The organism is Nocardiopsis sinuspersici (assembly GCF_001998325.1).
In the GTDB taxonomy this organism is placed as follows: Bacteria; Actinomycetota; Actinomycetes; order Streptosporangiales; family Streptosporangiaceae; genus Nocardiopsis; species Nocardiopsis sinuspersici.
Genome location: NZ_MCOK01000001.1, coordinates 2,949,834 through 2,973,049, shown reverse-complemented (window position 1 = coordinate 2,973,049; position 23,216 = coordinate 2,949,834). Strand labels below are relative to the sequence as shown.

At 67.8% G+C, this 23,216-nt stretch carries 21 protein-coding genes and 1 tRNA gene; 14 read left to right on the top strand and 8 right to left on the bottom strand.

The genetic code is table 11. The features are described from left to right. Nucleotides 1–77 precede the first annotated feature (77 nt). Together NOSIN_RS12755 and NOSIN_RS12750 are read left to right on the top strand one after the other, a co-directional pair. Entirely contained in the window at nt 78–1,349 is a 1,272-nt protein-coding gene (locus NOSIN_RS12755) for a PucR family transcriptional regulator (protein ID WP_077690950.1), read from the top strand. A 311-nt stretch (nt 1,350–1,660) separates the two neighbouring features. Then, complete coding sequence (locus NOSIN_RS12750) at nt 1,661–2,761, top strand: hypothetical protein (protein WP_077690949.1); 1,101 nt, start codon at nt 1,661–1,663, stop codon at nt 2,759–2,761. Nucleotides 2,762–2,882: 121 nt separating this feature from the next. Here NOSIN_RS12750 and NOSIN_RS12745 read toward each other — a convergent pair whose 3' ends face one another. Beyond that, nucleotides 2,883–4,547 carry a DUF7800 domain-containing protein gene (locus NOSIN_RS12745; RefSeq protein ID WP_077690948.1) on the bottom strand — a complete coding sequence of 555 codons (1,665 nt, stop codon included), beginning with the start codon at nt 4,545–4,547 and terminating at the stop codon, nt 2,883–2,885. A 128-nt stretch (nt 4,548–4,675) separates the two neighbouring features. Between NOSIN_RS12745 and NOSIN_RS12740 the strand changes: the two genes are divergently transcribed. The 4 genes from NOSIN_RS12740 (at nt 4,676) to NOSIN_RS12725 (ending at nt 6,387) form a co-directional block, all read left to right on the top strand. Then, nucleotides 4,676–5,086 (top strand): secondary thiamine-phosphate synthase enzyme YjbQ, encoded by a 411-nt coding sequence (locus NOSIN_RS12740; RefSeq protein ID WP_077690947.1) that lies wholly within the window; start codon nt 4,676–4,678, stop codon nt 5,084–5,086. Between the two features lie 179 nt (nt 5,087–5,265). Beyond that, nucleotides 5,266–5,691 carry a DUF3052 domain-containing protein gene (locus tag NOSIN_RS12735; RefSeq protein WP_077690946.1) on the top strand — a complete coding sequence of 142 codons (426 nt, stop codon included), beginning with the start codon at nt 5,266–5,268 and terminating at the stop codon, nt 5,689–5,691. Nucleotides 5,692–5,804: 113 nt separating this feature from the next. Further along, a complete protein-coding gene (locus NOSIN_RS12730; protein ID WP_077690945.1) occupies nt 5,805–6,263 on the top strand; it encodes a peroxiredoxin in 459 nt (152 codons plus the stop codon). A 50-nt stretch (nt 6,264–6,313) separates the two neighbouring features. Then, a tRNA-Val gene (locus tag NOSIN_RS12725) sits at nt 6,314–6,387 on the top strand. A gap of 379 nt (nt 6,388–6,766) precedes the next feature. On the opposite strand, the gene NOSIN_RS12720 is transcribed toward NOSIN_RS12725, so the two are convergent. The 3 genes from NOSIN_RS12720 to NOSIN_RS12710 are packed head-to-tail and all read right to left on the bottom strand — an operon-like array spanning nt 6,767 to nt 8,006. Then, nucleotides 6,767–7,369, bottom strand: coding sequence for an ATP-binding protein (locus NOSIN_RS12720; protein WP_170293718.1), 603 nt, complete (start codon nt 7,367–7,369; stop codon nt 6,767–6,769). A gap of 41 nt (nt 7,370–7,410) precedes the next feature. Continuing rightward, nucleotides 7,411–7,686, bottom strand: coding sequence for a hypothetical protein (locus NOSIN_RS12715; protein ID WP_077690943.1), 276 nt, complete (start codon nt 7,684–7,686; stop codon nt 7,411–7,413). Beyond that, nucleotides 7,683–8,006, bottom strand: coding sequence for a hypothetical protein (locus NOSIN_RS12710; RefSeq protein ID WP_077690942.1), 324 nt, complete (start codon nt 8,004–8,006; stop codon nt 7,683–7,685). The genes NOSIN_RS12715 and NOSIN_RS12710 overlap by 4 nt, the downstream gene beginning before the upstream one ends. Nucleotides 8,007–8,226: 220 nt before the next feature. Between NOSIN_RS12710 and NOSIN_RS12705 the strand changes: the two genes are divergently transcribed. Both NOSIN_RS12705 and NOSIN_RS12700 read left to right on the top strand, forming a co-directional pair. Next, nucleotides 8,227–9,393 (top strand): helix-turn-helix domain-containing protein, encoded by a 1,167-nt coding sequence (locus NOSIN_RS12705; protein WP_077690941.1) that lies wholly within the window; start codon nt 8,227–8,229, stop codon nt 9,391–9,393. A 20-nt stretch (nt 9,394–9,413) separates the two neighbouring features. Continuing rightward, entirely contained in the window at nt 9,414–10,151 is a 738-nt protein-coding gene (locus NOSIN_RS12700; protein WP_077690940.1) for a 5-formyltetrahydrofolate cyclo-ligase, read from the top strand. A 38-nt stretch (nt 10,152–10,189) separates the two neighbouring features. Here the strand turns inward: NOSIN_RS12700 and NOSIN_RS26770 are convergent, their stop codons facing one another. Beyond that, a complete protein-coding gene (locus NOSIN_RS26770) occupies nt 10,190–12,619 on the bottom strand; it encodes a hypothetical protein (protein WP_143832930.1) in 2,430 nt (809 codons plus the stop codon). A gap of 386 nt (nt 12,620–13,005) precedes the next feature. Here NOSIN_RS26770 and NOSIN_RS28195 point away from each other — a divergent pair, with 386 nt between their 5' ends. Continuing rightward, complete coding sequence (locus NOSIN_RS28195; protein ID WP_143832929.1) at nt 13,006–13,179, top strand: P-loop NTPase fold protein; 174 nt, start codon at nt 13,006–13,008, stop codon at nt 13,177–13,179. 474 nt (nt 13,180–13,653) lie between these two features. On the opposite strand, the gene NOSIN_RS12695 is transcribed toward NOSIN_RS28195, so the two are convergent. Continuing rightward, entirely contained in the window at nt 13,654–13,932 is a 279-nt protein-coding gene (locus NOSIN_RS12695; RefSeq protein ID WP_077690939.1) for a hypothetical protein, read from the bottom strand. Nucleotides 13,933–14,114: 182 nt separating this feature from the next. Continuing rightward, entirely contained in the window at nt 14,115–14,711 is a 597-nt protein-coding gene (locus tag NOSIN_RS12690) for a helix-turn-helix domain-containing protein (protein ID WP_077690938.1), read from the bottom strand. Between the two features lie 86 nt (nt 14,712–14,797). Here NOSIN_RS12690 and NOSIN_RS12685 point away from each other — a divergent pair, with 86 nt between their 5' ends. The 5 genes from NOSIN_RS12685 to NOSIN_RS12665 all read left to right on the top strand — a co-directional run bounded on the left by NOSIN_RS12685 (nt 14,798) and on the right by NOSIN_RS12665 (nt 20,963). After that, nucleotides 14,798–15,424 carry a class I SAM-dependent methyltransferase gene (locus NOSIN_RS12685; RefSeq protein ID WP_077690937.1) on the top strand — a complete coding sequence of 209 codons (627 nt, stop codon included), beginning with the start codon at nt 14,798–14,800 and terminating at the stop codon, nt 15,422–15,424. Nucleotides 15,425–15,462: 38 nt separating this feature from the next. Continuing rightward, nucleotides 15,463–15,969 (top strand): DinB family protein, encoded by a 507-nt coding sequence (locus NOSIN_RS12680; RefSeq protein ID WP_077690936.1) that lies wholly within the window; start codon nt 15,463–15,465, stop codon nt 15,967–15,969. A 634-nt stretch (nt 15,970–16,603) separates the two neighbouring features. Continuing rightward, nucleotides 16,604–18,181 (top strand): pectate lyase family protein, encoded by a 1,578-nt coding sequence (locus NOSIN_RS12675; RefSeq protein WP_077690935.1) that lies wholly within the window; start codon nt 16,604–16,606, stop codon nt 18,179–18,181. A 360-nt stretch (nt 18,182–18,541) separates the two neighbouring features. Continuing rightward, a complete protein-coding gene (locus NOSIN_RS12670; protein ID WP_077690934.1) occupies nt 18,542–20,176 on the top strand; it encodes a right-handed parallel beta-helix repeat-containing protein in 1,635 nt (544 codons plus the stop codon). 184 nt (nt 20,177–20,360) lie between these two features. After that, on the top strand, nt 20,361–20,963 hold the full coding sequence (locus tag NOSIN_RS12665; RefSeq protein WP_330359718.1) for a GNAT family N-acetyltransferase: 603 nt from the start codon (nt 20,361–20,363) through the stop codon (nt 20,961–20,963). 153 nt (nt 20,964–21,116) lie between these two features. On the opposite strand, the gene NOSIN_RS12660 is transcribed toward NOSIN_RS12665, so the two are convergent. Further along, a complete protein-coding gene (locus NOSIN_RS12660) occupies nt 21,117–23,213 on the bottom strand; it encodes an acyltransferase family protein (protein WP_077690932.1) in 2,097 nt (698 codons plus the stop codon). Between the last annotated feature and the right edge of the window lie 3 nt (nt 23,214–23,216).

The following is a 23,216-nucleotide window of genomic DNA, read 5'->3' as shown; positions in this document are numbered from 1 at the left end:
CGAGGCGGCCGCCTCCGGCCACCGCGAACGAGGGACGGGCCGCTGACCGGGGCGCGCGGGGATGCGAACCTGGTGGTGTGAACACCGAACCCCACCAGTCCAAGGACGACCCGGCCGCCCCGGCGGCCCCTGAGGGAAGGGGCGCGGACACGCCGTCTCCGACGGAGCAGGAGCGCGTCCGCGCAGAGACCGTGCGCCGTCTGGAGCGCTCCATGGGAGTGCTCGGCACGGCCGCCGTGTCACGCATGGAGCAGCGCCTGGGCTGGTTCCGCCGTATGTCGGCCGAGGACCGCTCGTGGATCGGCCTGGTAGCCCAGTCCGGTGTGGCCGCCTTCGTCGACTGGTTCCGCAACCCGGAACGCGGACGCCCCGCCATCACCGTCGAGGTCTTCGGCACCGCGCCGCGCGAGCTCACCCGCTCGGTCTCCCTCCAGCAGACCGTCGACATGATCCGCGTGGTCATCGACGTGGTCGAGGGCCAGGTGGAGGAGCTGGCCGCTCCCGGCGGCGCCCAGCAGTTGCGTGAGGCCGTGCTGCGCTACACACGCGAGGTGGCCTTCAGCTCCGCGAAGGTCTACGCGCGCGCCGCGGAGGCCCGCGGTGCCTGGGACGCCCGGCTGGAGGCGCTGATCGTCGACGCCCTGCTGCACGGGGACCACGAGGACGGGCTCCAGACCTGGGGTTCGGCGCTGGGCTGGTCGCACACCCCGGTCGTCGCGGTGGTCGGTGAGGCCGGGGGCGAGGGCGACGGGGGCAAGGTCCTGGACGACCTGCGCGCGGCCGCGCGCCGCCTCGGGCACGACGTGCTGGCCGGGATGCAGGGCCGGCGCGCGGTCGTGGTGGTCGGTGTGGGGGACCGCTACCCGGTGCGGGACCTGCCGGGGGCGGCCGCGGAGCCGCTGACCGGGCTCTTCGGTTCCGGCCCGGTGGTGGTGGGCCCCGCCGTCCCGGACCTGCGGGCCGCGGGGGCGTCGGTACGGGCCGCGGTCAACGGGTTGCGCGCCGCCGTGGCCTGGCCGGACGCGCCGCGGCCGGTGCCGGCCGACGACCTGCTGCCCGAACGCGCGCTGCAGGGCGAGGTCGAGGCCCGGCGGCAGTTGGTGGAGGAGGTGTACGTCCCCCTGCTCGGCGCGGGCTCTCCGCTGCTGGACACGCTGTCGGTGTACCTGGAGCACGCCTCCTCCCTGGAGGCCACCGCGAGGATGCTGTTCGTGCACCCCAACACGGTCCGCTACCGGCTCAGCCGGATCGCCGAACTGACCGGGCGCACCCCCTCCGACGGGCGCGGATCGTTCGTCCTGCGGGTGGCCGTCGCCCTCGGACGGCTCGCCGGGGCGGAGGAGGGCTGAACCCGGGCCGTGGAGCGTTCGAGATCGGCGGACGGCGGGACGCGGGGGCGCTGGAGGGCGTAACCTGATTGTTGTCTGTCATGTCTGTCCACTTATAGAAGTTTCACCATCGCCGGGTATGTCGGTAACCGACCGTGTGCGCCCGGGGACTACATGACGGATAGCGGCTTTGTGGCGGGCGGGTGACCGATGGGACCGTTGAGTCGGTACCACCCTCGGGCGAAGGTCCCCGCGCCGCCTCGTCACGACGTTCTTTGGGGGTCAACGCTGTGGCAGAGCGACCGAGGATGGATTCCCGGTTCTTTCGTCCTGTGATCGATTTCGTTCTTCAGCCCACGCAGGAGGGCGAGCTGCGCAGACGGGCGCTGTTCTGGCTGCCCGCGCCGCTGCCCGTGCTGGGGCTGGTCTACCTCCTGGTCGGCGGGACGCTCTCCGCCTCGGGGTGGACCATACTGCTGGCGTCGAGCGTGGGCGTGGGGACGCTGTTGCTGGCGCTGATCGTGCAGACCACACCCCTCCCCGAGGGGTTGGCGCCGCCGGCGTCCGCACGCCGATCGCTGCACCGCTTCCGCCAGTTCACCGGTCTGCGGATCGCCCTGGCGCTGGTTCCGGTGGTGATCGGCGCCGCCGCCTCGGTGGCGGGAGGCGGCATGTACCCGCTGTTCGCCGCCCTGGCGCTGGCCTGGCCGCAACTGCTGCTGGCCATGCCCACCTTCTTCACCATCACCAGGGCGCGCAGGGCCATGGAGGCGTGGGGCACCACCGCCTACCTGTGGCACGCGCTCTCGCGTCCGGCGAAGGTGACCTGGCCGGTCGTCACACCCCTGGTGAACTCCTGGCGCGCCTGGCAGGCCGAGAACGCCAGGCGGGAGCAGCGCCGGCAGGAGGAGGAGAAGGCCTGGAAGCAGGCCGTGCGCGAGGAGAGCGAGCGTGCGGAGGACGGCGACGCCTCCGCCGCCCCGGCCGCCTCGGAGCACACCGGCCCGTCGTCGGACGGGGGCCGGTCGGGTGGTGAGGCGACCGACGTGATCCCGCACCTGGACTCCGAGCAGGGTGCCGGGGAGGAGGAGCCGACCGAGGTCCTGCCCCACCTGGGTTCCGGCCGGGAGGTCAGGCCGACCCGTGTGCTTCCGCACCTGGGCGGCGCCGAGACGGGCGCCGACGCGAAGGAGCCCGGCGACGGGGCCCGCGGCGCCGGTACCGGCGAGAGGTCCGGTACCGCTGAGAAGTCCGGCACCGGTGGGGGCGAGGACGGCGGCTCCGGTCCCGACACCTCCTCCCGGACCCCCCGAGGCACCGTGAACCGGGCCCGCTCCCTCCTGGAACAGGGCGGCGGCGCGCTCGGCCTGGCGGTGCGCAGGACCCGGCGCGGAGTCCAGTCCACCCGGCGCCCGCCCGCCAACAAGCCCTGACGCGTCAGGAGCGCGGGTGATCCTCCCCCCGGCGTCCGCCGCGGACGGTGGAGGGAGGATCACCCCCGTACCCGGGCGGCCGGGCACGGGCGACCGCTCCGCCGCGCGGGGCCGAGGCCACTCAGATCCTCGTGCGCAGGCGCACCCGGGGCAGGGCGTCGGCGCCGCCCTCGGGGCAGTGGTACCAGGAGGCCCGCGCCTCACGGTCCTCGAAGGAGACCTCTCCGATGGTGTTGCCGAAGTAGGGCGTGCTCTCCATGGTCCAGCGCAGGCCGGACTCGGGGACCCGGGCCAGCCGTGCCAGCGCCCGTCCGACCAGGCGCAGCGGCCAGCTGAGGGACAGGTGGACCATGCGCTGCATACCGGTCGGTGCCTGGTTGCACAGGGGCGAGGACACCAGTTGGGCCGTCCGGGTCCCGTCGCCGTCGCCGGCGGAGTCCCGGTGCTCGGCGCGCGCCAGGTAGGAGAAGTGCACGTCCCCGCTCAGGAACAGCACGGTGGCCGGTGCCGGGCCGCGCTCGCCCCGTGAGACCTCCCCGACCGCGTCGGACAGTCGGCGGAAGGAGTACCGGAACGCGGCCCAGTGCTCCAGGTCGACGTCCTGGCGCAGCTTCTCGGCCAGTTCACGCGGCCATCGGCCCCAGGCGCCCGCGCACACCGCCTCGTTCCAGCTCTCCAGGTCGTGCACCGCGTGGGGCAGCAGGACCGGGACCGTCGAGGCGATCACCACGTGGTCGGGGCCGCCGGTGAGGTGCCCGTCCAGCCAGTCGTGGCCCTGCGGTCCCAGGATCGACCGGGACCCGTCGGAGGGGTCGCCCTCGCCCAGGGCACGGGAGCACCGGGTGTCGGCCACCAGGACCCGCACGGAACCGATGTCGTGGTGGTGGCCCCACTGGTACCCCGACGGCTCGGTGTGCGCCCGCCAGGCGAAGGCGTCGACCGCGTCGGCGGCGTCGCCCTCGCAGGCGCGCACGGCGGTCCACAGGGGGTCCTTCTCCCTGTCCTCGGGGGAGAGGTTTCCCATGTGCTGGTACACCCAGTAGGTGCCCAGGCCGTTGGTGACACGGGTGTGCCACCAGGGGTGCTCGTCCATGGCGCGCCGCCAGGCGGCGGAGGTGTTCCAGTCGTCGCGGATGTCGTGGTCGTCGAAGACCATCAGGGTCGGCACGGTGGACAGCAGCCACCGCACCTGGGGATCGCTCCAGGCCTGCTGGTACAGCTCGGCGTACTCGTCGTAGTGGACGACCTCGTCCACGGGGGTGTCCTCGTCGCCGTCCCGCTCACGGGCGCGGCGCAGGAAGCCGAGCATCGAGTCCTGGACCTCGTCGGCGTAGACCTGGTCGCCGATGAGCAACAGGGCCAGGTTGCCCTCGACCGGCTCGCGGGCCAGCCGCCGCGCGGTGGCGCGCAGCATGTCGTGGCCGTAGCGGACCATGCTCTCGGGAGTGTCGCCCGTGGGGGTGTGGCAGGAGCCGTACAGCAGTCGGGTGGGCGCGTCCGGGTGCACGGTTCGCACGGTGCTGGGCGGGAAGGGACTGTCGGGCTCGGGCCAGACCCGGTCCTCGTCCAGGAAGACCTCGTAGGGCAGGACCGACCCGGAGGGCAGGCCCTCGACGGTGCACACGGCGTAGTGGTGGCCGTGCACGGTGAAGGTCCGTTCGGCCGCCGTCACGTCCCCGTCGACCACGACACGCACCAGGCAGGGGGCGTCCGTCTCCACCCACACCGTGGCCGTGGTCGGCCCCGGATGCCTGAGCAGGGGACCCAGACGTAAAGAAGCAGTCACCGTTTTCCCTCCATTCGACCAGGTTCGCACATGTGATGGACGAGTATGGTCCTTCACGGGGACGTGTGAGACCCACAGCCGGGACCGGGATGGTTGCACGAGCGCCGTGCCTGCGCGAAGGTGGCGCTATGCGGACACAGATCCTTGAGCTGCACACCGGTGGATCGGAGAGCATCACCGACATCACCCGCAAGTGCGCCGACTTCGTCGCGGAGACGGGGGGCGACGGACTGCTCAACGTCTTCGTCCCGCACGCGACGGCGGGCGTGGCGATCATCGAACTCGGGGCGGGGTCCGACGACGACCTCCTCGCCTCCCTGGGCGACCTGTTCCCGGCCGACGACAGGTGGCGGCACGAACACGGTACGCGCGGTCACGGGCGGTCGCACGTGATGCCCGCCTTCGTCGCTCCCCAGACCACCGTCCCGGTGGTCTCGGGCAGACTCGAACTGGGCACGTGGCAGTCCATCGCCGTCGTCGACCTGAACGTGGACAACCCGGACCGGCGGGTACGGCTGTCCTTCCTGTCGTCCTCCTGAGCGGAGGGAACGTGGACAGGTTTGGCGGCGCGTTGACGGAACATGCCGCTAGCGTGTGAACTAGGCCATCAGCGATGGTCGCGGACCCACGTGACGGGCGGCGAAATGGCCCGGCATCGTTGTGACAACTGCTTCGTGCAGGCAAGATTGAGAAAAACCATCTGTGGAGGAGAACTTTCGTGAGCGCGACCGCGGGCCAGGCACAGAGCGAACGTGGCCTGGCTGACCGACTCGGATTCAAGCCGGGTCAGGTGGTGCAGGAATTCGGCTTCGACGATGACGTGGACGAGGGCCTGCGCGCATCCATCACCGAACTCACCGGTGAGGAGCTGGTCGACGAGGACTTCGACGGCGACGTCGACGCGGCACTGTTGTGGTGGCGGTCCGACGAGGAGGAGGACCTCACCGACGCGTTGATGGACACGGTGACCACCATCGCCGACGGCGGGACCATTCTGGTGCTGACCCCGAAGGCGGGACGTGAGCTGCACGTGTCCCCCAACGACGTCGCCGAGGCCGCGACGACGTCGGGTCTGTCGCAGACCAGCGCGGTCAGTGTCGGTTCCGACTGGTCGGGTACGCGCCTGGTCGTCCCCAAGCGGTGAGGGACACCACTCGCGACGGGTGAGACATCCGGTGCCGCGCGTCCCCAGAGACGGGCGCGCGGCGCTGAGCGGTGCCCGCCGACCGGTGGGCCGCCAGTAGACGAAGGTGATCTATGACCGTCCCGGTGGGCGCCGACGCGCCCGACTTCACCCTCCAGGACCAGTACGGCCAGGACACCTCCCTGGCCGCCCTGCGCGGCCGCCCCGTGCTGCTGGTCTTCTACCCGCTGGCCTTCTCCGGCGTGTGCTCCGGGGAGCTCGCCGACCTGGGCAAGCGCCACGGGGAGCTCACCGAGGCCGGCGCCGAGATCCTGGCGGTGTCGGTGGACTCGGTCTTCGCCCTGCGTACCTGGTCCGACCGCGAGGGCTTCCCGTTCGCGCTTCTGTCGGACTTTTGGCCGCACGGCCGCGTGGCCGACGCCTACGGGGTGTTCGACCACGAACGGGGCACGGCACGGCGGGGCACCTTCCTGGTCGACGCCGGGGGCGTCGTGCGCTGGTCGGTCCTCACCGCGGCCTCCCAGCCGCGCGACGTGGGCGAGTACCTCGACAGGCTGCGCGGGCTCGACTGAAACCCGGGCGCGAGGATCCTCGCAAAGCGGTATGATCTCGTGCGAAGCACGGGCGCGTAGCTCAGTTGGTTAGAGCAATTGCCTTACAAGCAATAGGCCAGGGGTTCGAGTCCCTTCGCGCCCACCCTGGACGGCTTACTAGAACCCTTACCCAATGCAAGGGAGTCGAGAAGCTCGTCCACCGAGGACAGCACCTGGAAGCCCTCTCCGCTGCCGGAGGGGGCTTCGTTGCTGTTCAGGGGTGTTCTCCGGTGCCCTCGCCTGTGCCGACGCGTGTACGGCCATCCTGGAGGGCGTGCAGCCCGTCGAAGGACGACCCCAGCTCGTCCTCGGCACCTTCAGTTATGGCAGATCCCGCCTTGCAGCGAAACCGTGTGCTCGCTCGGACCTTCAGCCGAAGGGCTGACTCGAACACACGGCCTCGTACCGCTGTGGCGCCGGGTCGTACGGGAGAGACGGCCACACGAAACTTCTTGCGCATCGTTGGTCGTGGTGCGCCTGGGCTAAAGCCGTGCCAGCCCTTCGAGTACTAGCACCATGCCCTCCGGCGAGAGTGGCGGCGTGTAGGTGCTTCGCCCTCCTCCTGGCGGCTGTTTGCGCTGGCGCTGCGGCAGCATGGCTCGTGGTTGTGGCGGCTTCAACGCCACCCGTTCCTCCGTCACCGCGGTGGTCGCCGGTGCGGCAGGGCTGGTGGCAATCGTGCACCACACGACCTTGCCGCCGCCGGGTTGCGGGGTGAACCCCCATTGCGTGGCGAGCGTGGCGATCAGCAGCAGGCCGCGGCCGTGCTCCTCGAGTTGGGCCAGGGTGGCCTCCGGGCGGGTGGCCTCGGCCGCGGAAGCGTTGCTCCTGAACCTTGGGAGGCCGGGCAGCCGATCCTCGACCAGGATGTCCACCCCTTTCTCGTGCAGCCGCATCGTCAGGTCGATGCGGTGGCCACTGGTGACCTCCCACGGGTAAGGACCGTCTTTCAGCCCGGCAGCGATGGCGGCGTCGACGGCGTTGGTGACCAGCTCGCTCACGACCAGTTCGACCGTGTCGGCGATCTGCTCACAGCCCCACCCGCACGCCGTGAACACCGCCATATGCCGGGCGAAGCGCACCACATTGCTCCCCGCTACGAGCGGAAGATGTTGCCATTGATCAGTCATGCCGCACTGCCAGGGCGAGGGGTTTCGTACGCGGCCACGAGCCGTGCCGCGTCATCGATACGTCCGAGCACCAGGAGGATGCAGCGCTTCGTCTCGCCGTCACCATCCACATGTTCGATACGGAAGCGCGTGCCCTGGACAGAGACGCTGACCCTGTCGGTGTGGAGGAAAACCAGTAGCGCGCCATCGTGATCGGTGCGGGCGGAAATGCCGTCCTGCCGCAGCAGCGTGTCCAGCCGCTCGAGCGCTCGCGAAGTCGTGAACTGGTTCATCGCTGCTGCCCCTGAACCACCCAGATGCGGGCACCGGTCTCGTGCTCGATGTGCTTGCGCATGGCCTCCTGGAGCCCCGGCAGCCGGGCGAAGTGCCACAGCGACGGCACGATGACGTCCTTGACGCCGTGCCGCTTCAAGGCGTCGAGCATGGTGTAGAACGCCGACTCCGAGCGGGTCATCCCCTCGGTGAACACCTCACCCAACGAGAAGCCTTCGCGAGCGGCGTGCTGCGCCAGTTCCTGCTTGACGTGCTGGACCTCTTCATCCAACGCATTGCCACAGACAATGCGCATATAGCCGTAAATCGCTGGCTGCATTCGTTTTCACCTCCAGATCATGGAGGCCGGGCCAGTGGCGGCCCCGATTTGGCGCCACCAGCCCGACCAGTAGCCAGCCAACCGGCCTGACCTGCAAAAACCCACAGCACAAGTGAGGCGGTGCTGACGCATAAATGGCGCAGGGGTGGCCTTGGAATGGGCAAATGCGCCCCGACGTGGCTAGGGTGAGGTCGCCCCTTATACCCCCGGAGGAACAGCTATGGCGGCCAAACGGATACGGCTGGCCCAGCAGCGGAAATCTGCGGGACTGAGCCAGGAGAAGTTAGCGGGGCTCCTCGGTGTCGAACGTTCCACGGTGGTGCGCTGGGAGACCGCCGAAACCGAGCCGCAGCCGTGGGTCCGCCCGAAGCTCGCCCGCGCGTTGCAGGTGACATCGGAGGAGCTCCAAGCCCTGCTCGATGACGTCACGATCATCCAAACCCAGCCGAGTGAGCGGATGAACTACCTCCTCGAGCACCCGTCGCAAGTTGACCTCGTGGCCGTCGCCTCCCTGCACGAGCGCATCCGCCAGTTGGATGAGCAGTACGACAAGGCGCCCTCGACGGCGCTGCTCGGCTCCGCCGGCCAAGTCCACGGCCAGGTGAAGTTCCTTCGCCAAAACGCCACCAACCCGCGGGCACGCAAGGCGCTGCTCGAAGTCGAGGCCGAGTCCGCCACCTTCATGAGTCAACTGGTGTGGGACGTCAGCCAACGGCGCGATCACGTTGCCCCGCGGGCCTACCTGGACGAAGCCATTGACGCCGCCCGCCAAGCCCGCGAGCCCACTACCGAGGCGTACGCCGCGCTGCGCAAGAGCTTCCTCGCCCTGTACGGCGAGAAGAACGCCCAGGAGGGGGCTGCGCTCGCTAGGGGAGCCGCCGAGATCGCGAAGCCGGTCAGCCCGGCGCTGACGGGCTTGTCCCTGCTCCACGTTGCCGAGGGGCACGCCATGATGGGCAGCCTCAAGGCCTGCGAGGACGCCTTGGCCAAGGCCGAAGCCCAGTTCGATCGCACGCACCCCGACGACGTCGCCGCCGAGCACTACACCGTCAACGAGTACAACCGCTTGGCTGGCTCCTGCTACCTTTTCCTCGGCCTGCCCGAACGCGCCGAGCCCATCCTGCGCATGACTACTCGCTCCCTGGCTGAGAAGAAGAAAAGCCAGGCCATCGCCTACGCCAACCTCGCCCTGGCCCTCATCCGGCAACAGAAGCTCGACGAGGCCGGGGCGATCATGCACCGCACAATTGACGCAGTTGAGCTGACACGTGGCGGTGGCGGGCTTAACCTGGCATTCACCGCAGGGCAGGAGCTCCGGCAGTGGCGACACGAGCCGTGGGCGCAGGACATCCAAGACCGCCTCCTCGCCCTGATGGCAGCTATCTAGCGGGGAACGGCAGGGCGCGCGTGAGTGACATCGACCAGGCCAAGGAAGCTGTCCGTGACCGCGTCTGGCGGCTGCTCGAACGCGAGGGCGCCGTCCCTGAAGGTTCCTACGGCAAGATCCCCGGCTTCTATGGCAATGAGGCGACCGCTGAGCGCCTGGCCGAGCTAGACGTCTGGAAGCGCGCGAGCACCGTCAAGGCCAACCCCGACTGGGCGCAGCTCCCCATCCGCACCCGCGCCCTCCAGGACGGCAAGCTCCTCTACATGGCCGTCCCGCGCATGGCCAGCCTCAAACCCTTCTACCTGCTCGACCCCGCCTTGCTGAGCCTGCTGCCGGAGGAGGCCGCGGAGAAGAAGGGCGCCGAGCAGATCGCCCGCCGCGTCGGCGTGGATGGCATGCGCCCGGTAGACGTCGTCATCTGTGGCAGCGTGGCCGTCAACCGTTCCGGAGCGCGGATCGGCAAGGGGGCCGGCTACTCCGACCTAGAAGTCGCGCTCCTCATAGAGGCCGGGTTGGTGACCGAGGAGACCACCATCGTGGCGCCCGTGCACCAGCTCCAGGTCATAGACGAGGAGATCCCCGAAACGGAACACGACTTCAGCGTCGACCTGATCGTCACGCCGAACGAAGTCATCCAGTGCGAGCGACGCCAGCACCCGAACGGCATCGTGTGGGAGGACTTGACGGCGGAGAAGGTGGAGGCGATTCCGGTGTTGGGGAAGCTGGCCAGAGCGCAACTTCCTAGAAACTTGATCTGAGAGGTTTCACCTGCCGGGCGCTAAAACAGACTCTTGGCTTACCCTATAGGGAATTCATCAAGCTCGACTATTTTTGTATTGGGGATTTGTGCGATCCTGCCCCTAAGGCGGTCTGGTATCTCACATGTGCTTACGAACAGAATCTCATCTGGGAGCTTCTTGATGCTCTTTGTTAGTAGCTCAAACCTTGCGACGTCTTTTTTTGTCATGGTTTGTGTCTTGCATTCGCCCACTATAATCTTTCCGTCTGCAATGCAAGCAATATCAAGCTCTTTTTTCTCTCCGGGCGAAGGAAAGCCTATTAGCTCGATCTCGGGTGAGTAGTGAAAAGTCTGAGACTTCTGTTTGAAATCGTATAGAACGCGCGCAGGAAGATCAGAGTTATGCTGGTAGAACTGGTAAACGGTTTCAGCGAGCTTATAGTACCAGCGGGGCTCGACAGGGTGCTTCCAGTGCTGGCTAGTGAACTTCTGCTGGAAGGAGCAGCGGCTACATGTGAACTCTGCCGTTAGCGCATCTAGGCTATACCAAGAACTTAGACTACAGCGCTCACATCCAAAGATGTAGCCGCGTTCGATAATGCCCTTGCCCATGAAGTCATCGATGAGATTCGCGGCCTGCCTTTCATTTCCCAGGCTGGCCGTGAGGGCGCCAAGGCTCAGGTATGCTCGTTGGTCGTTATCAAGATAGATCACCCCTTCGGATTTTTCATTCTTCTTGGCGAGGAACTTATCGAGAATGCTGATGCCGGAAGAAGATGTTACGAACTTGCCAAGCGCGTTCAGATCACCGAATCGGCGAACAGTGTCCTGAAAGTATTTTCCCTTATCTGAAAGTTGAATTGAGGTACAGATCCCCTCAAAGTACTCTTGCAGAAGTTCCATTGTGTTAGGAATGTAGATTCTTGGCCGCACAGTGTTGACGTCCACATCACCTCCAAAATGCATAGGGCTCGGACAGTTATAAACGATTCCGTCGGTTGCTACTCGGGCTTCTGTTGTTAGCAAAGTTCCGCCTTTAAGAATCTTTGGCCCGAGCTTCGGAAGTGATGGAGGTCCGTAGTCTTCAATCTGAAGCGATGTCAACCAGTAGTGGTCAGGAAGTTTGATCTCGCTGAAGTTTTTTGGTTTGGGGGTGGGGAACGGACTAACGGTCTTGTTGTCAACAAAAACCACGGAGTAGTTGTTGTAATAATTGTTCTCTTCAAAGGTGCGTGCCACGCATTCAGTTGACGAGTGTTCGTTGGTGACGCAGTCGGTGATCGACATGAACCGCTCAACGTCTGTGTAAATGCACCGAGCCATCTGGCTGCGGTACGAAATCAGTTGATGTCGGTTGAGGCTCATGCTGCGGAGCTGAATCCGGTTATCCTCATGCCCGTAACGGACGCGCTCAAAGCATAGGTTAACCAGGGTGCGTGTTATCTCCTGCTTGTCGTTCAATGAGGAGAGTTCTTCGCCTTGTTGCTGAGCCTTTTTTCTTTTGTTGAGCGCACTGTAGCAGTCACGTAGATCTGCGAGCGGCAGCCACAAAACCCCATCATGCAAACGCGACAATGAGTAGTATAGGCAGAAATCGTCCACTGTATCTCCGAGGATGACAACGAAAGGTTCCTCGTGCGGATTATGGCAGTCGTTTCTATAGTACTGAGCCAGGTGGAGCATTGAGATGCCGAAAGGAGTAATTGCCATATAGTCATCGGGCAAATTCCATTGGCTCGACTTTTTTATATGCGAGTATAGACGATCTCCGAAGGTGTTCCTCAGGAGATTGCGGGTATCGTATGCCTCCGGTACCTCCTCGATGCTTACTCCTTGTTGGGTTACCCTTTTCTGGTACTCGAAACTCCCTAGGCCAGTTTGCGAATGGAGGAGAAGATTTAGCGTGCAGTCCTCCAGTTCCTTGGGTATGACTATGTGTTCAACCTTTCTTTTGGCGTAGGGAAGAATCTCTGTAATGCGAGTGAAGGGGTAAGAGAATCCTGATAGGCGTGAAATTTGCTTGCTGACGATTTGGTTTTTATGGTGAAAGGGTGAGAGTCTGCATAGTAGATCTTCTTGGAGCTTGTCGCTGATTTTACGGTTTTCTAGTGGTTTCGTTTCTACGTTCCGAGTAAGCCATTCATCGAAGTCCTGCTGGTAACCTCCCTCTTGGAACTGTTTTTTGAGGCTATCCTTGATATCCTGATGCTTCTTTGGATCGGCCTCTTTGAGGTCGGCTACTGTTATTCCGTAGCCGACTACATGGTCTGGACTGTAAGCTTCGAGAAGTTCCCAAAACTTCTCTTCGATCGTTTCACCATCTGTCGGAATGATTAGGAAATTCTTGCCTCCCCATACTCCAGAGGCTTGCATGATCGAGCCGCTGACAGCGGCTCTCCAGTACTCGCTTTGCTTATTAATCAGGATGGCGCAACGAGGTGGTCGAACTATGGCATTTATGTTCTTGTAGGTTGGCTGTGGTGTCAACGGGTTCCTCCTTCTCGCCCTTGTTTTTCTATTCTAGCAGGAAATGATGATTTTTAGGTCCTAGTGCTAGACTATTAAGAGCGACCTTTCGGGGGAGTCCGGCACTTGGGGCCGGTCAGCTCGTGGCCCTAGTCCTGGAGGTCGTGGTTGGTCACGGTCACGGTGGTTGTTGCCTGCCCTTGCCCTGCTTGTGTCGCTTAGCGAAAGTTATCCCTGCATGTCACACTTGAGCCTGACATAGAGGGGCTTGGCGAGGCTTCTTGGGTGGGCAGAGGCGTCTCCAGGTCGGGTAACTTGCACTACAACGTCTCAAGAGCGATGGCGTGAGCTGGCAAGTATTGTCAGAATGGATCGAAGATGAGAAAATAAATGCATAGGAATGCAAAATGAGTAGCGCGGAGAAGCCGCCAATTGACAACCCGATCAAGTCCTCCTCTGAGGGCGCGCTTGGGCGCACCGGGGTTGCGCAGGACTTTGCTAAGAGCCTCCGTCAACTCGATCTCTCTGAGGGCGCTGTCGTAGGCGTTATGGGTCCGTGGGGTTCAGGGAAGAGCTGTTGAAGCTTCGATCATTCTCAACATAACTGTATATGATCCAGTCTGTCGGCTATCAAGAGGGCTTTGGCCACAAGCTCGTGAGTGAACAGTTCGCCAAGCAAATCGAAGGCGAGTTCATTGAGCGAGTCTCAGACGCTCACTCGCCCGTCCCCACTGAGGAGTGGGATCTTCTGCGCGTTCAGTGGACACTTCGTGATCGACAAGGAGACGAGTTTTCGCCAGTGGTGTTCACCGATCCGGACGAGATTCGTTCACTGTTTAGGTCGGCAAAGAGCGTGGCACAGTCACAGCCATTGGGCTCGCGCAACCTCCACTAAGAGGAACATTTGATGTGGGATCCCCTAGTTCAAGCGTTCGGGGAAGAAGAAGCGCTCCGGACTGCTCGCGACACCTTGCAATCCGTTGACGGTGACATTCCACTTACTCAACTCATTGATAAGTACCTCGGCGGTTGGCGTCCGAAGCGCGACTAAAGTTCTAGTACTTGACAAAATGGATTCTGGTAATCCTAGGATTTTTTAAGGATTTCTGGCTGGAAATGAAGTGTTCGCCGAGCTTGTAGACGTTCGTGCCTGCCTGGTAGGCGGTGATCAGCTCGTTGACCTCATGCAGCATGAGGCGCTTCGCGGTGCCCGGCTTCTTCGCTGGCTTCCTGCGCTCGGGGAGCGGTGCCGTCGGTGCGGGAAGCTCGCGGAGGAGGGCTTCGAACTTGGCGGCGAGCTGGGCCGGGTTGTAGTTGGTTTGCCCAGGGCCCACTCGACTCCGAGACGACCTTGCTCGGCGGCCTTCGGCCGCCTCGCCCGGTCGTCTCGTCGCTTCCTCTGGGGGACGGCCCCCGGACCCTCGATGCGAGGCTGTGCCCCGCGGGTTGTGGTCGGCTCGCCCAGGTCCACGCACCTCGGGGCGGCCCCCGCCGTTCCGGGGGCGGCCGTGACGGGTCAGCCAGGCGAGGATCCGGACCCCGGACCGGTGCGCACGTGCGCACGCACTCCCTGTAGGCCGAACAGGATGAGGAGCTCGACAGCGCCGCCGTCGGCGCTGCCCAGCCAGTGCGGCAGGGACGTGTCGAACTCGGCCGCCTCCCCGGGCGGCAGCGTCAGGTCGCGTTCTCCGAGCACCAGCCGCAGGCGACCGTTGAGCACGTACAGCCATTCGAAGCCCTCGTGCGTCTTCGGGGACGGTTCGAGCGGTTCCGGTCGAGCCGGAATGATCATCTTGAACGCCTGCGTACCGCCCGGCCGCCTGGACAGCGGAACGAACACCATCCCGAACCGCCGGATCGGTTTCAGGTGGATCCGGGGGTCGCCCGTGCGCGGGGCGCCGACGAGGTCGTCCAACGGGACGTCGTAGGTACGGGACAGCGGCAGCAGCAACTCCAGGGTCGCTCGGCGCTGACCGCTCTCCAGCCGTGACAGGGTGCTCTCCGACACCCCGGTCGTCGCCGCCAGGTCCGCGAGGGTGATGCCGCGGGCGCGGCGCAGGGCGCGCAGGCGCGGGCCCACCACGTCGAGTACGTCCTCCGTTTCGCGATCCACGCGACCAGCTTGCCATAACCGCAAGATTTCGTGCCAGGGGCAGCGCAGACGACGAGACTGGGCGCATCCCGACACGAGGAGTTCCGATGAGCACCACCGATGCGGCCACGTTCTGGGGCGACTTCCACGCGGCCCGGCCGGCGACCGCCGACCCGCGGCCGAACCTCCGACTCACCGAGACGGTCACGGGACTGCCGCCCGGCCGTGCGCTGGACCTCGGCTGCGGCACCGGCGGCGACGCGCTGTGGCTCGCCCGCCGAGGGTGGCGTGTCACCGCTGTCGACGTCTCGGCCGTGGCGGTCGAGCGAGTCGCCGGACTCGCCCTCTCCCACGGCCTGGACGACCTGGTCGTCGCCGAGCGGCACGATCTGCAGGTGTCCTTCCCGCGGGGCCGGTTCGACCTGGTCTGCGCCCACTACCTCCACACCCCCGTGGACCTGGACCGGGCGAGCGTCCTGCGCACGGCCGCGCAGGCGGTGCGCCCGGACGGGCGGTTGCTGGTGGTCGACCACGGCTCGACCGCGCCGTGGTCGTGGAACCAGGATCCCGACGTCCGCTACCCGACTCCGCGCGAGGTCGCCGCGGGGATCGGCCTGGATCCGGCGGAGTGGACGGTCGAGCGGGCCGAGGAGCTCCGCCGTGTCGCGACCGGTCCGGACGGGCACACCGCCGAGGTCACCGACCACGTCCTGCTCGTCCACCGCACCGCCTGACCCGGAGCAGGATCCGTGTCCCACGAAGGAGGCCGACCATGCCCACCGCCCCGCGCCGCGACCGCCGCGGCGACACACCGCCGCCCCGGACCGGAGGCAGCGAAGCCGACGTTCTGCGTGGCTTCCTCGACTACCTCCGGACATCGATCGCCGCGAAGGTCGAGGACGCGCCCGAACCACAGGTCCGCACAGCCGGAGTTCCGTCGGGCACGAACCTGCTCGGCCTGCTCGAACACCTGACCTTCGTTGAGCGGTCGGTGTTCCTCGGGGACGTCGTCACCGACTGGTCGGCGACCTTCCGGGCCGCGCCCGCGGACAGTGTGGCCGACGTCGTCGCCCGCTACCGGAGGGCGGTCGCCTGCGCGAACGACGTTCTCGACGGGTGCACCGACCCGGACGCACCGGTTCCCCGGCCCCGGGCGCTGCCGGGGCGCCCCGCTCCCAGCACCCGTTGGGCGATCGTCCACATGATCGAAGAGACCGGCCGCCACGCGGGCCACGCCGACATCCTCCGCGAACTGATCGACGGCGCCACCGGACGCTGACTCCACCCCTGTTCCGGGACGGGAGCACAGGACTTCGGTACCGGGTCCCAGAGGTCGGCTTTCGACCAGCGGCAGACGGCTCCCCGAGCGTTCGAACTCGAACCGCTGTCGCTCGCGTCCGCCTCGGGGGAGAGGCGTCCGTCCCGCTGGAACCGCCGCGGGGCGGCGGCCGTGGCAAGGCCCACGACCGCGCGTCGGCCATCGCCGCTCCGTTGTTCCACGGGATCCCGTCCGGTCTCTCCGACCGGGCGGGACCCCGTCGTTTCCGTGCTCGTCGGAGGGTCCGGGCGCCGGCCCGGGAAGGACCGCTGCCCCCGGTGCGCGCCACCCGCCGAGAGCGCCTTCCCCGACCGCCCGACCGCCTTCCGCCGTGACGTTCCCGGCCGCCTCCGGGCGCCTGCGCCGGCCCGCCGCGTCGCCGAGGAGGCGGCCCAACCGGTTGCACCCTTGGAGGCACCCGGTTCCGAAGTCGAAGCCGGATGCCGACGAAGCCGCAGGCCACAGGCACAGGAGACAATCAGGGCGCTCAACCCTCCTGCAAACGGTTGCATTAACCCCCCTTGACACGGAAAGCGCTTTCTCTACTCTCGGAAAGAGCACGTCAATGCTCATGCTCTACTACGAAGGGTAAGCAGTGAGACGATCAATCACGCGTCGGCTCGTGTCGACGCTGGCCGTCGCGGCCGCCGCGGCCACGGTGACGGCCGGTCTGACCCTGCCGATGTCCACGGCATCGGCGCAGACCGGTGAGGCCACGGGTTACGCGACCCAGAACGGCGGGACCACCGGCGGCGCGGGCGGACAGACGGTACGGGCCACGACCGGAACCGAGATCCACCAGGCCCTGTGCAACCGGGCCAGCACCAGCACCCCGGTCATCATCGAGGTGGAAGGAACCATCGACCACGGCAACACCTCCAAGGTGTCGGGCGACAGCTGCGACACCGCCGACGACGTGATCGAGCTCAAGAGGATCAGCAACGTCACGATCGTCGGCACCGGCGGCGGAGCCGTGTTCGACCAGCTGGGCATCCACATCCGGGAGTCCAGCAACATCGTCATCCAGAACGTGACCGTCCGGAACGTCAAGAAGTCCGGCTCGCCCACGTCCAACGGCGGTGACGCCATCGGGATGGAGAGCGGTGTCCGCAACGTCTGGGTCGACCACGTCACCCTGGAGGCGTCGGGCGGGGAGTCGGAGGGCTACGACGGCCTCTTCGACATGAAGAACAACACCCAGTACGTCACCCTCTCCCACAGCATCCTGCGCAACTCCGGCCGTGGCGGCCTGGTCGGGTCCAGCGAGAGCGACCGCTCGAACGGCTACGTCACGTACCACCACAACCAGTTCGAAAACCTCGACTCGCGTGCGCCCCTGCTGCGCGGCGGCGTCGGGCACATGTACAACAACCACTACGCGGGGATCGAGAAGTCCGGCATCAACTCCCGTGCCGGGGCCCGCGCGAAGGTGGAGAACAACTACTTCCAGGACTCCAAGGACGTCCTCGGCACCTTCTACACCGACGAGAGGGGCACCTGGGAGGTCGGCGGCAACATCTTCGACAACGTGACCTGGTCCAGCGAGGACGAGGAGAACTACCCCGCCGGACCCGACCCGCGGTCCACCACGTCGGTGAGCATTCCGTACTCCTACGAGCTCGACGACGCCGGTTGCGTGCCGGGGGTGCTGGACCAGATCGCGGGCGCGGGCAAGGGAAACCGGGTCTCGGACGGCAACTGCGAGGCAGAGGAGCCGACCGATCCGGAGCCGACCGACCCCGACCCGACCGACCCGGACCCGACCGACCCGGACCCGACTGACCCGGACCCGACCGATCCTCCCGACGGAACCAACCTCAGCCTCGGGGCCGGCGCCGACGGCTCCGGCAAGGCCAGCGGGACCAGCTACGGGAACGTCGTCGACGGCGACATGGGCACCTACTGGTCGCCGGACGGCTCGACCGGCCGCGTCTCGGTCAAGTGGGACTCCAACGCCACGGTGTCCGCGATCAACATCCGCGAGGCGGCCGGAGCCGAGGGCAACATCGGCTCCTGGCGGGTCGTCGACCACGACACCGGCGCCGTCCTGGCCACCGGCAGCGGGGCGGGTGCCATCACCTTCGACCCGACGACGCTTCGGAAGATCGACTTCGTGATCACCGGTTCGAACGGCACGCCGCGCGTCGCCGAGTTCGAGACCTACGCGCCGTAGGACGGCGGAGGCCGACACCTTGCAGCCTCCGGACGACGAGTCCCCACGGCCTCTCCGAGACGGTTCGCCCCGGGTCGGGGAACGACGGTCCGCCGGGCGACCGCGGCGAGCTGCTCGCCCACCCCCGCCGAGCTCCTCAGCCCCGAGCGAGGACTCGTCCGACAGGGGACCCGCCACCGGCGGCGGTGAGGTCGACCTGTAACCGGTCCGGCCGACAGCAGCCGGAGCCGACCGGACGCCGACCGGTCCGCCCGAACGAACCGGGCGGGCCGGCCGTTCCGGGGCGGCGCCGTCGCCGGGCCGCGGGCGAACACCTCGGCCGCGGCTCACTTCTCCGGTCATATCGAGGAAGGTTCCATCATGCGGTTCAGCAGTCCTCGAACCCGCGGAAGACCGCTGGGAGCGCTGCGCCTAGCCTTGGCGGCGGCGGTGCTCGTCCCGTTCGCGGCGGTCGCGCCGGCGCAGCCCGCCGCCGCCCAGGCCCGTACGCTCACCGTCGCGACAGACGGCAGCGACTCCGGCCCCGGCACCGTCGCGGCCCCCCTGCGCACCATCCAACGCGCCGTCGACCTGGCCGGGCCCGGCACCGTGATCCGGATACGCGGCGGCACCTACGACCCGGACGTCAACATCCGGATCGAGAAGAGCGGCACCCCCTCGCAGCCGATCACCATGCGCGCCTACGACGGCGAGCACGTTGCCATCGACGGCGAGAACATGCCCAACACCCCCGCCCCGTCGGGCGAGTCCTATCCGCGCGTCGAGCGCGGCGCGATCCACGTCAGCGGTGACTGGTGGCGCTTCGAGGGACTGGAGATCGTCAACGGCCCCTACGGGATCTTCGCCATCGAGTCCAGCAACAACGTCTACAAGGACCTGGTCACCCGCGACAACTACGAGACCGGGCTGCACCTCGTGCTCGATTCCAGCGACAACCGGGTCATCAACCTCGACAGCCACGGCAACCGCGACCCGCGCAAGAACGGCGAGAGCGCCGACGGCCTGGCCATCAAGCAGGGAGCCGGCTCGGGCAACGTCGTGACCGGCGCGAGGCTGTGGAACAACGCCGACGACGGTTTCGACTCCTGGGACTTCCTCACCCCGATCCGCGTCGAGGACTCCGTCGCCTGGGGCAACGGCTTCGACCGCTGGGGTTTCCCCGGCTGGGAGGGCGACGGCAACGGCTTCAAGCTCGGACGCGGCACGGCGGACCACGTCGTGAACAACAGCATCGCCTTCGACAACGCCGTGGGCGGGTTCATCGACAACGGCAATCCCGGCTCGCTGCGTCTGGAGAACAACACCGCCTGGGCCAACGGCGGCAGCGGGTTCGTCTTCGACCGGTCGGCCTCGACGCTGAACCGGAACCTGTCGGTCGCCGACGGGGCAGGCGTCGACCTCGGCTCCTCGGGCGGCAGCGGCAACTCGTGGGACCTCAGGGACGGCTGGAGCAACGCCGACCTGGTCAGCACCTCGGCCTCGGACATCAAGGGCCCGCGCGCCGCGGACGGTTCGATCCCGGCCACGGACTTCCTGCGCCCCCGTGGCCACGCCGGCCTCGGCGCCGACCTCGGCGAAGACGACGGCGGGGGCGGACCGGCTCCCGTACGCCACGAGGCGGAGCACGCGCCGGCCACCTGCGACGGCGCCATCGACGCCGACCACCCCGGGTACTCCGGCAGCGGATTCTGCAACACCGACAACGCCACCGGCGTGGCGGCGCGGTTCACGGTGGACGCCGACAGCCCGGTAACGGCTGCTCTGGTGATCGGGTACGCCAACGGCGGTTCGGGCGGCCGGCCGGCGGAGGCGGTGGTGAACGGCTCCACCACGGGGCCGATCCCGTTCGCGGCCACGGGCGCGTGGGAGGTCTGGGCGACAACGACGATCACGGTGCGGCTGGACCCCGGCGGCAACACCGTCCGGCTCGTGGCCACCGGCTCCGACGGCCTGCCCAACATCGACTACCTGGAGCTCTCACCCGGCGAGGCCTGACCGGCCGGGGTCGGGTCGGGGACTCCGGGAAGAGCCCTGGCGGGCCGGGCCGCCCCGTGCTGTCCCGGGCCCCGCCGGGCCCACGCCATCGTCGAAGGGCCGCTCCTCCCCGCACGCCTTCGCCTTTCGGGCGGTCCCCGTCCCCCGGCGCTGGTGACCGCTTCGCGCCGCCCGCACGTTGCCCGTGCGGCGTGGCGGCGTCGATACTGGGTCCGTGATCCCCTCGACGCCTCCGCCATGGCCGGTGACACCGCCGGCGCACGGCCGTGTCGTGCTCCGTCGGCCGAGTGGGGCGGACGTCCCGATGGTCCGCGAGCTGTCGACCGACCCGTACGTCCCGACGATCGGATCCCTGACCCCGAACGCCTCTCCCGCCGAGGCGCTGGCCTGGGTCCACCGGCAGCACGACCGGTACACGGCGGGGGCGGGCTTCTCGTTCACGGTCGCCGACGCCCGCACGGACGCCGCGCTCGGCGCCTGCGGCCTGTGGCTGCACAGCCTCGCCGTGGGCCGGGCCACGGTCGGGTACTCGGTGGCCCCCTCCGCCCGGGGTCGCGGGGTCGCGGCCGACGCCCTGTCCGCGCTGACGGCCTTCGGCTGGGAGGTGCCGGGGCTGTTCCGGATCGAGGCCTACATCGAGCCGTGGAACGCCGCGTCCGCGCGGACGGCCGAGCGGGTCGGCTACGTCCGTGAGGGGCTGCTGCGCAGCCACCAGCCGATCGGCGGCCGGCGGCGCGACATGCTGCTCTACGCGACCGTGCGCACGGTGCACGGCGACCCGCCGTGACGACGCGTGCGTGGGAACACGGAGGAGGGGCGCCGGCCCGGCGAAAGGCCACCGGGGCGACCACGTGCGCCGGGGCCGCTCACGCTGAGGTCCGACGGCGGGGGCCGGGACCGGTCTCCTCGACGGGTGCGTCCCGGGCCTCCATCGCGGGACTCACCAGCCCTCGGCCCGCGCCCACCGCCGTTCCAGCTCCGGCGCCAGGGTGCGCATGAACGTCGCGCCGACGTGGCCGCTGTCCCAGTACACGAGGACGTTGCCGATCACGGGGCGGCACACGCCGGACCCGCAGAACCGGTCGGTCAGGTCCAGCACCGTCACGTTCGCGGGCAGGTCGAGCCCCTCCAGCGGTGAGACCGGCGCCATCGACTCCTCCGGTGCCGAGACGCACTCGTCCGGACCCGCCTCGGCCAGACAGGTCGGCACGTCGAAACGGAACCTCGGGGTGTCGCGCACGGCGACCACGCCGATCCCCATGTCCTCCAACTCGCGCCACCGGTCCACGTAGCCGTCCACGACCTGCTCCTCGCCGTAGCCGGCCGAGGCGTCCAGACTGGTCGTGGTGCCCGTGGTGAAGACCGTGTCGGGCCGCAGCCGTCCGAGCTCGGCCATCACCCCGCGGTTCCACTCCGTGCACGACGTGTACGGCTCACCCTTGTAGGTCTGCGGGGCGTCGGTGAACAGGCAGGCGCCCTTGACGATGTTGAGCAGCCGCCAGCCGCGTGCCAGGGCGATGTCCTCCAGGGCGGGGAACCAGTGCGCCGCGTGCGAGCCGCCCACCAGCGCCACCGTGCGCACCGGGTCGTCGGAGCCGTAGACGCACGTGATCACCTCGGCGTCGAAGGTCGTCTGGTTGCAGCCGTCGTCGTAGGTCACGGGGGCCTCGTCGACCGCCAGGGCCAGTGGCGGGTAGACCGGCATGTCCGGTATCCCGGCCCCGCCGGCCGCGGCCGCCCCCGGGTAGCTGCGGCCGTCGGCGAGCAGCCCCTCCCACCGGGCGCGTTCGGCGGACTGGTGTCCGGCCCAGGTCCCGGCCGTGAGCAGTACCGGTAGCAGGCAGGCCAGGGCCGCCGCCGTTCCGCGCAGCACCGCCCGGCGCCCGCCTCCGCGTCCCAGCACGGCCAGCCTGTCGGCCACCGGGGTGGTCGCCGCCGCCAGCAGCACCGACACCGCCAGGACGGCCGCACCGCCCACCGGGGTCGCCAGGCCGCGTCCGGTGACGGACAGGTAGAACACCAGCAGCGGCCAGTGCCACAGGTACAGCGCGTAGGAGATGGAGCCCAGGTAGCGCAGCGGCCGCAGGGTGAGCAGCCGGTCGGCTCCGAGTGCCGAACCGGAGGTGCCGGCCACGACGACGGCCGCGGCGGCCAGGGTGGGCCACAGCGCCGCGTACCCGGGGAAGACGGACGACACCCGCAGCAGCGCGCCGCACAGCACCAGAGACGCCAGACCGATCCAGCCCAGTGCCACCCGCGGTGCCCTCGGCAACTTCGCTCCCGGCAGCAGCAGGGCCAGGAGCCCGCCGAGCGCGAACTCCCACAGCCGGGTGCCGGTGTCGAAGTAGGCCCACGGCTGGTCGGCCCGGGTCATCAGCACCGAGTAGGCCAGGGAGAGCGCGAGGACCGCGGACAGGGCGACGAGGAGCGGGGTGCGCGGGTCGCGCCCACCGCGCCGGGCCGTCCACACGGCGACCGCGATCAGCACGGGCCACACCAGGTAGAACTGCCCCTGCACCGACAGCGACCAGAAGTGCTGGAAGGGGTCGAGGCCGCCCTCGCGCGCCAGGTAGTCCACGGAGTCCAGTGCCAGGTGCCAGTTCGTGTGGTACAGCAGGGCCGCCACCGCGTCCCCCGGCGCGTCGCTCCACCGCGTCTCGGGCAGGAGCAGCCACGTCGCGGCCAACGTCGCCAGGACGACGACGGCGGCGGTCGGCACCAGGCGTGCGGCCAGCCGGGCCAGGAAGGCGCCGTAGCGGATCGTCCCGCCGGTGGCCGCGCGCACCAGGGAGGTGGTGATGAGGAAGCCCGTCAGCATCAGGAAGACGTCGACACCGCCGGAGACCCGGCCCAGCCAGACGTGGTAGGCGGCCACCAGGAGCACGGCCACGGCCCTCAGGCCGTCGATCTCGGGTCGGTGCCCGCCGGCGCCGACGACGGCGCGCTGTGCGCGCCCGGTCCCGGTGGGGGAGGTGGGGAGGGACACGGACGGGCACTCGCTTTCACGCGGTCGGGGTCGTGCGGGGAGGGCGGTCATTGT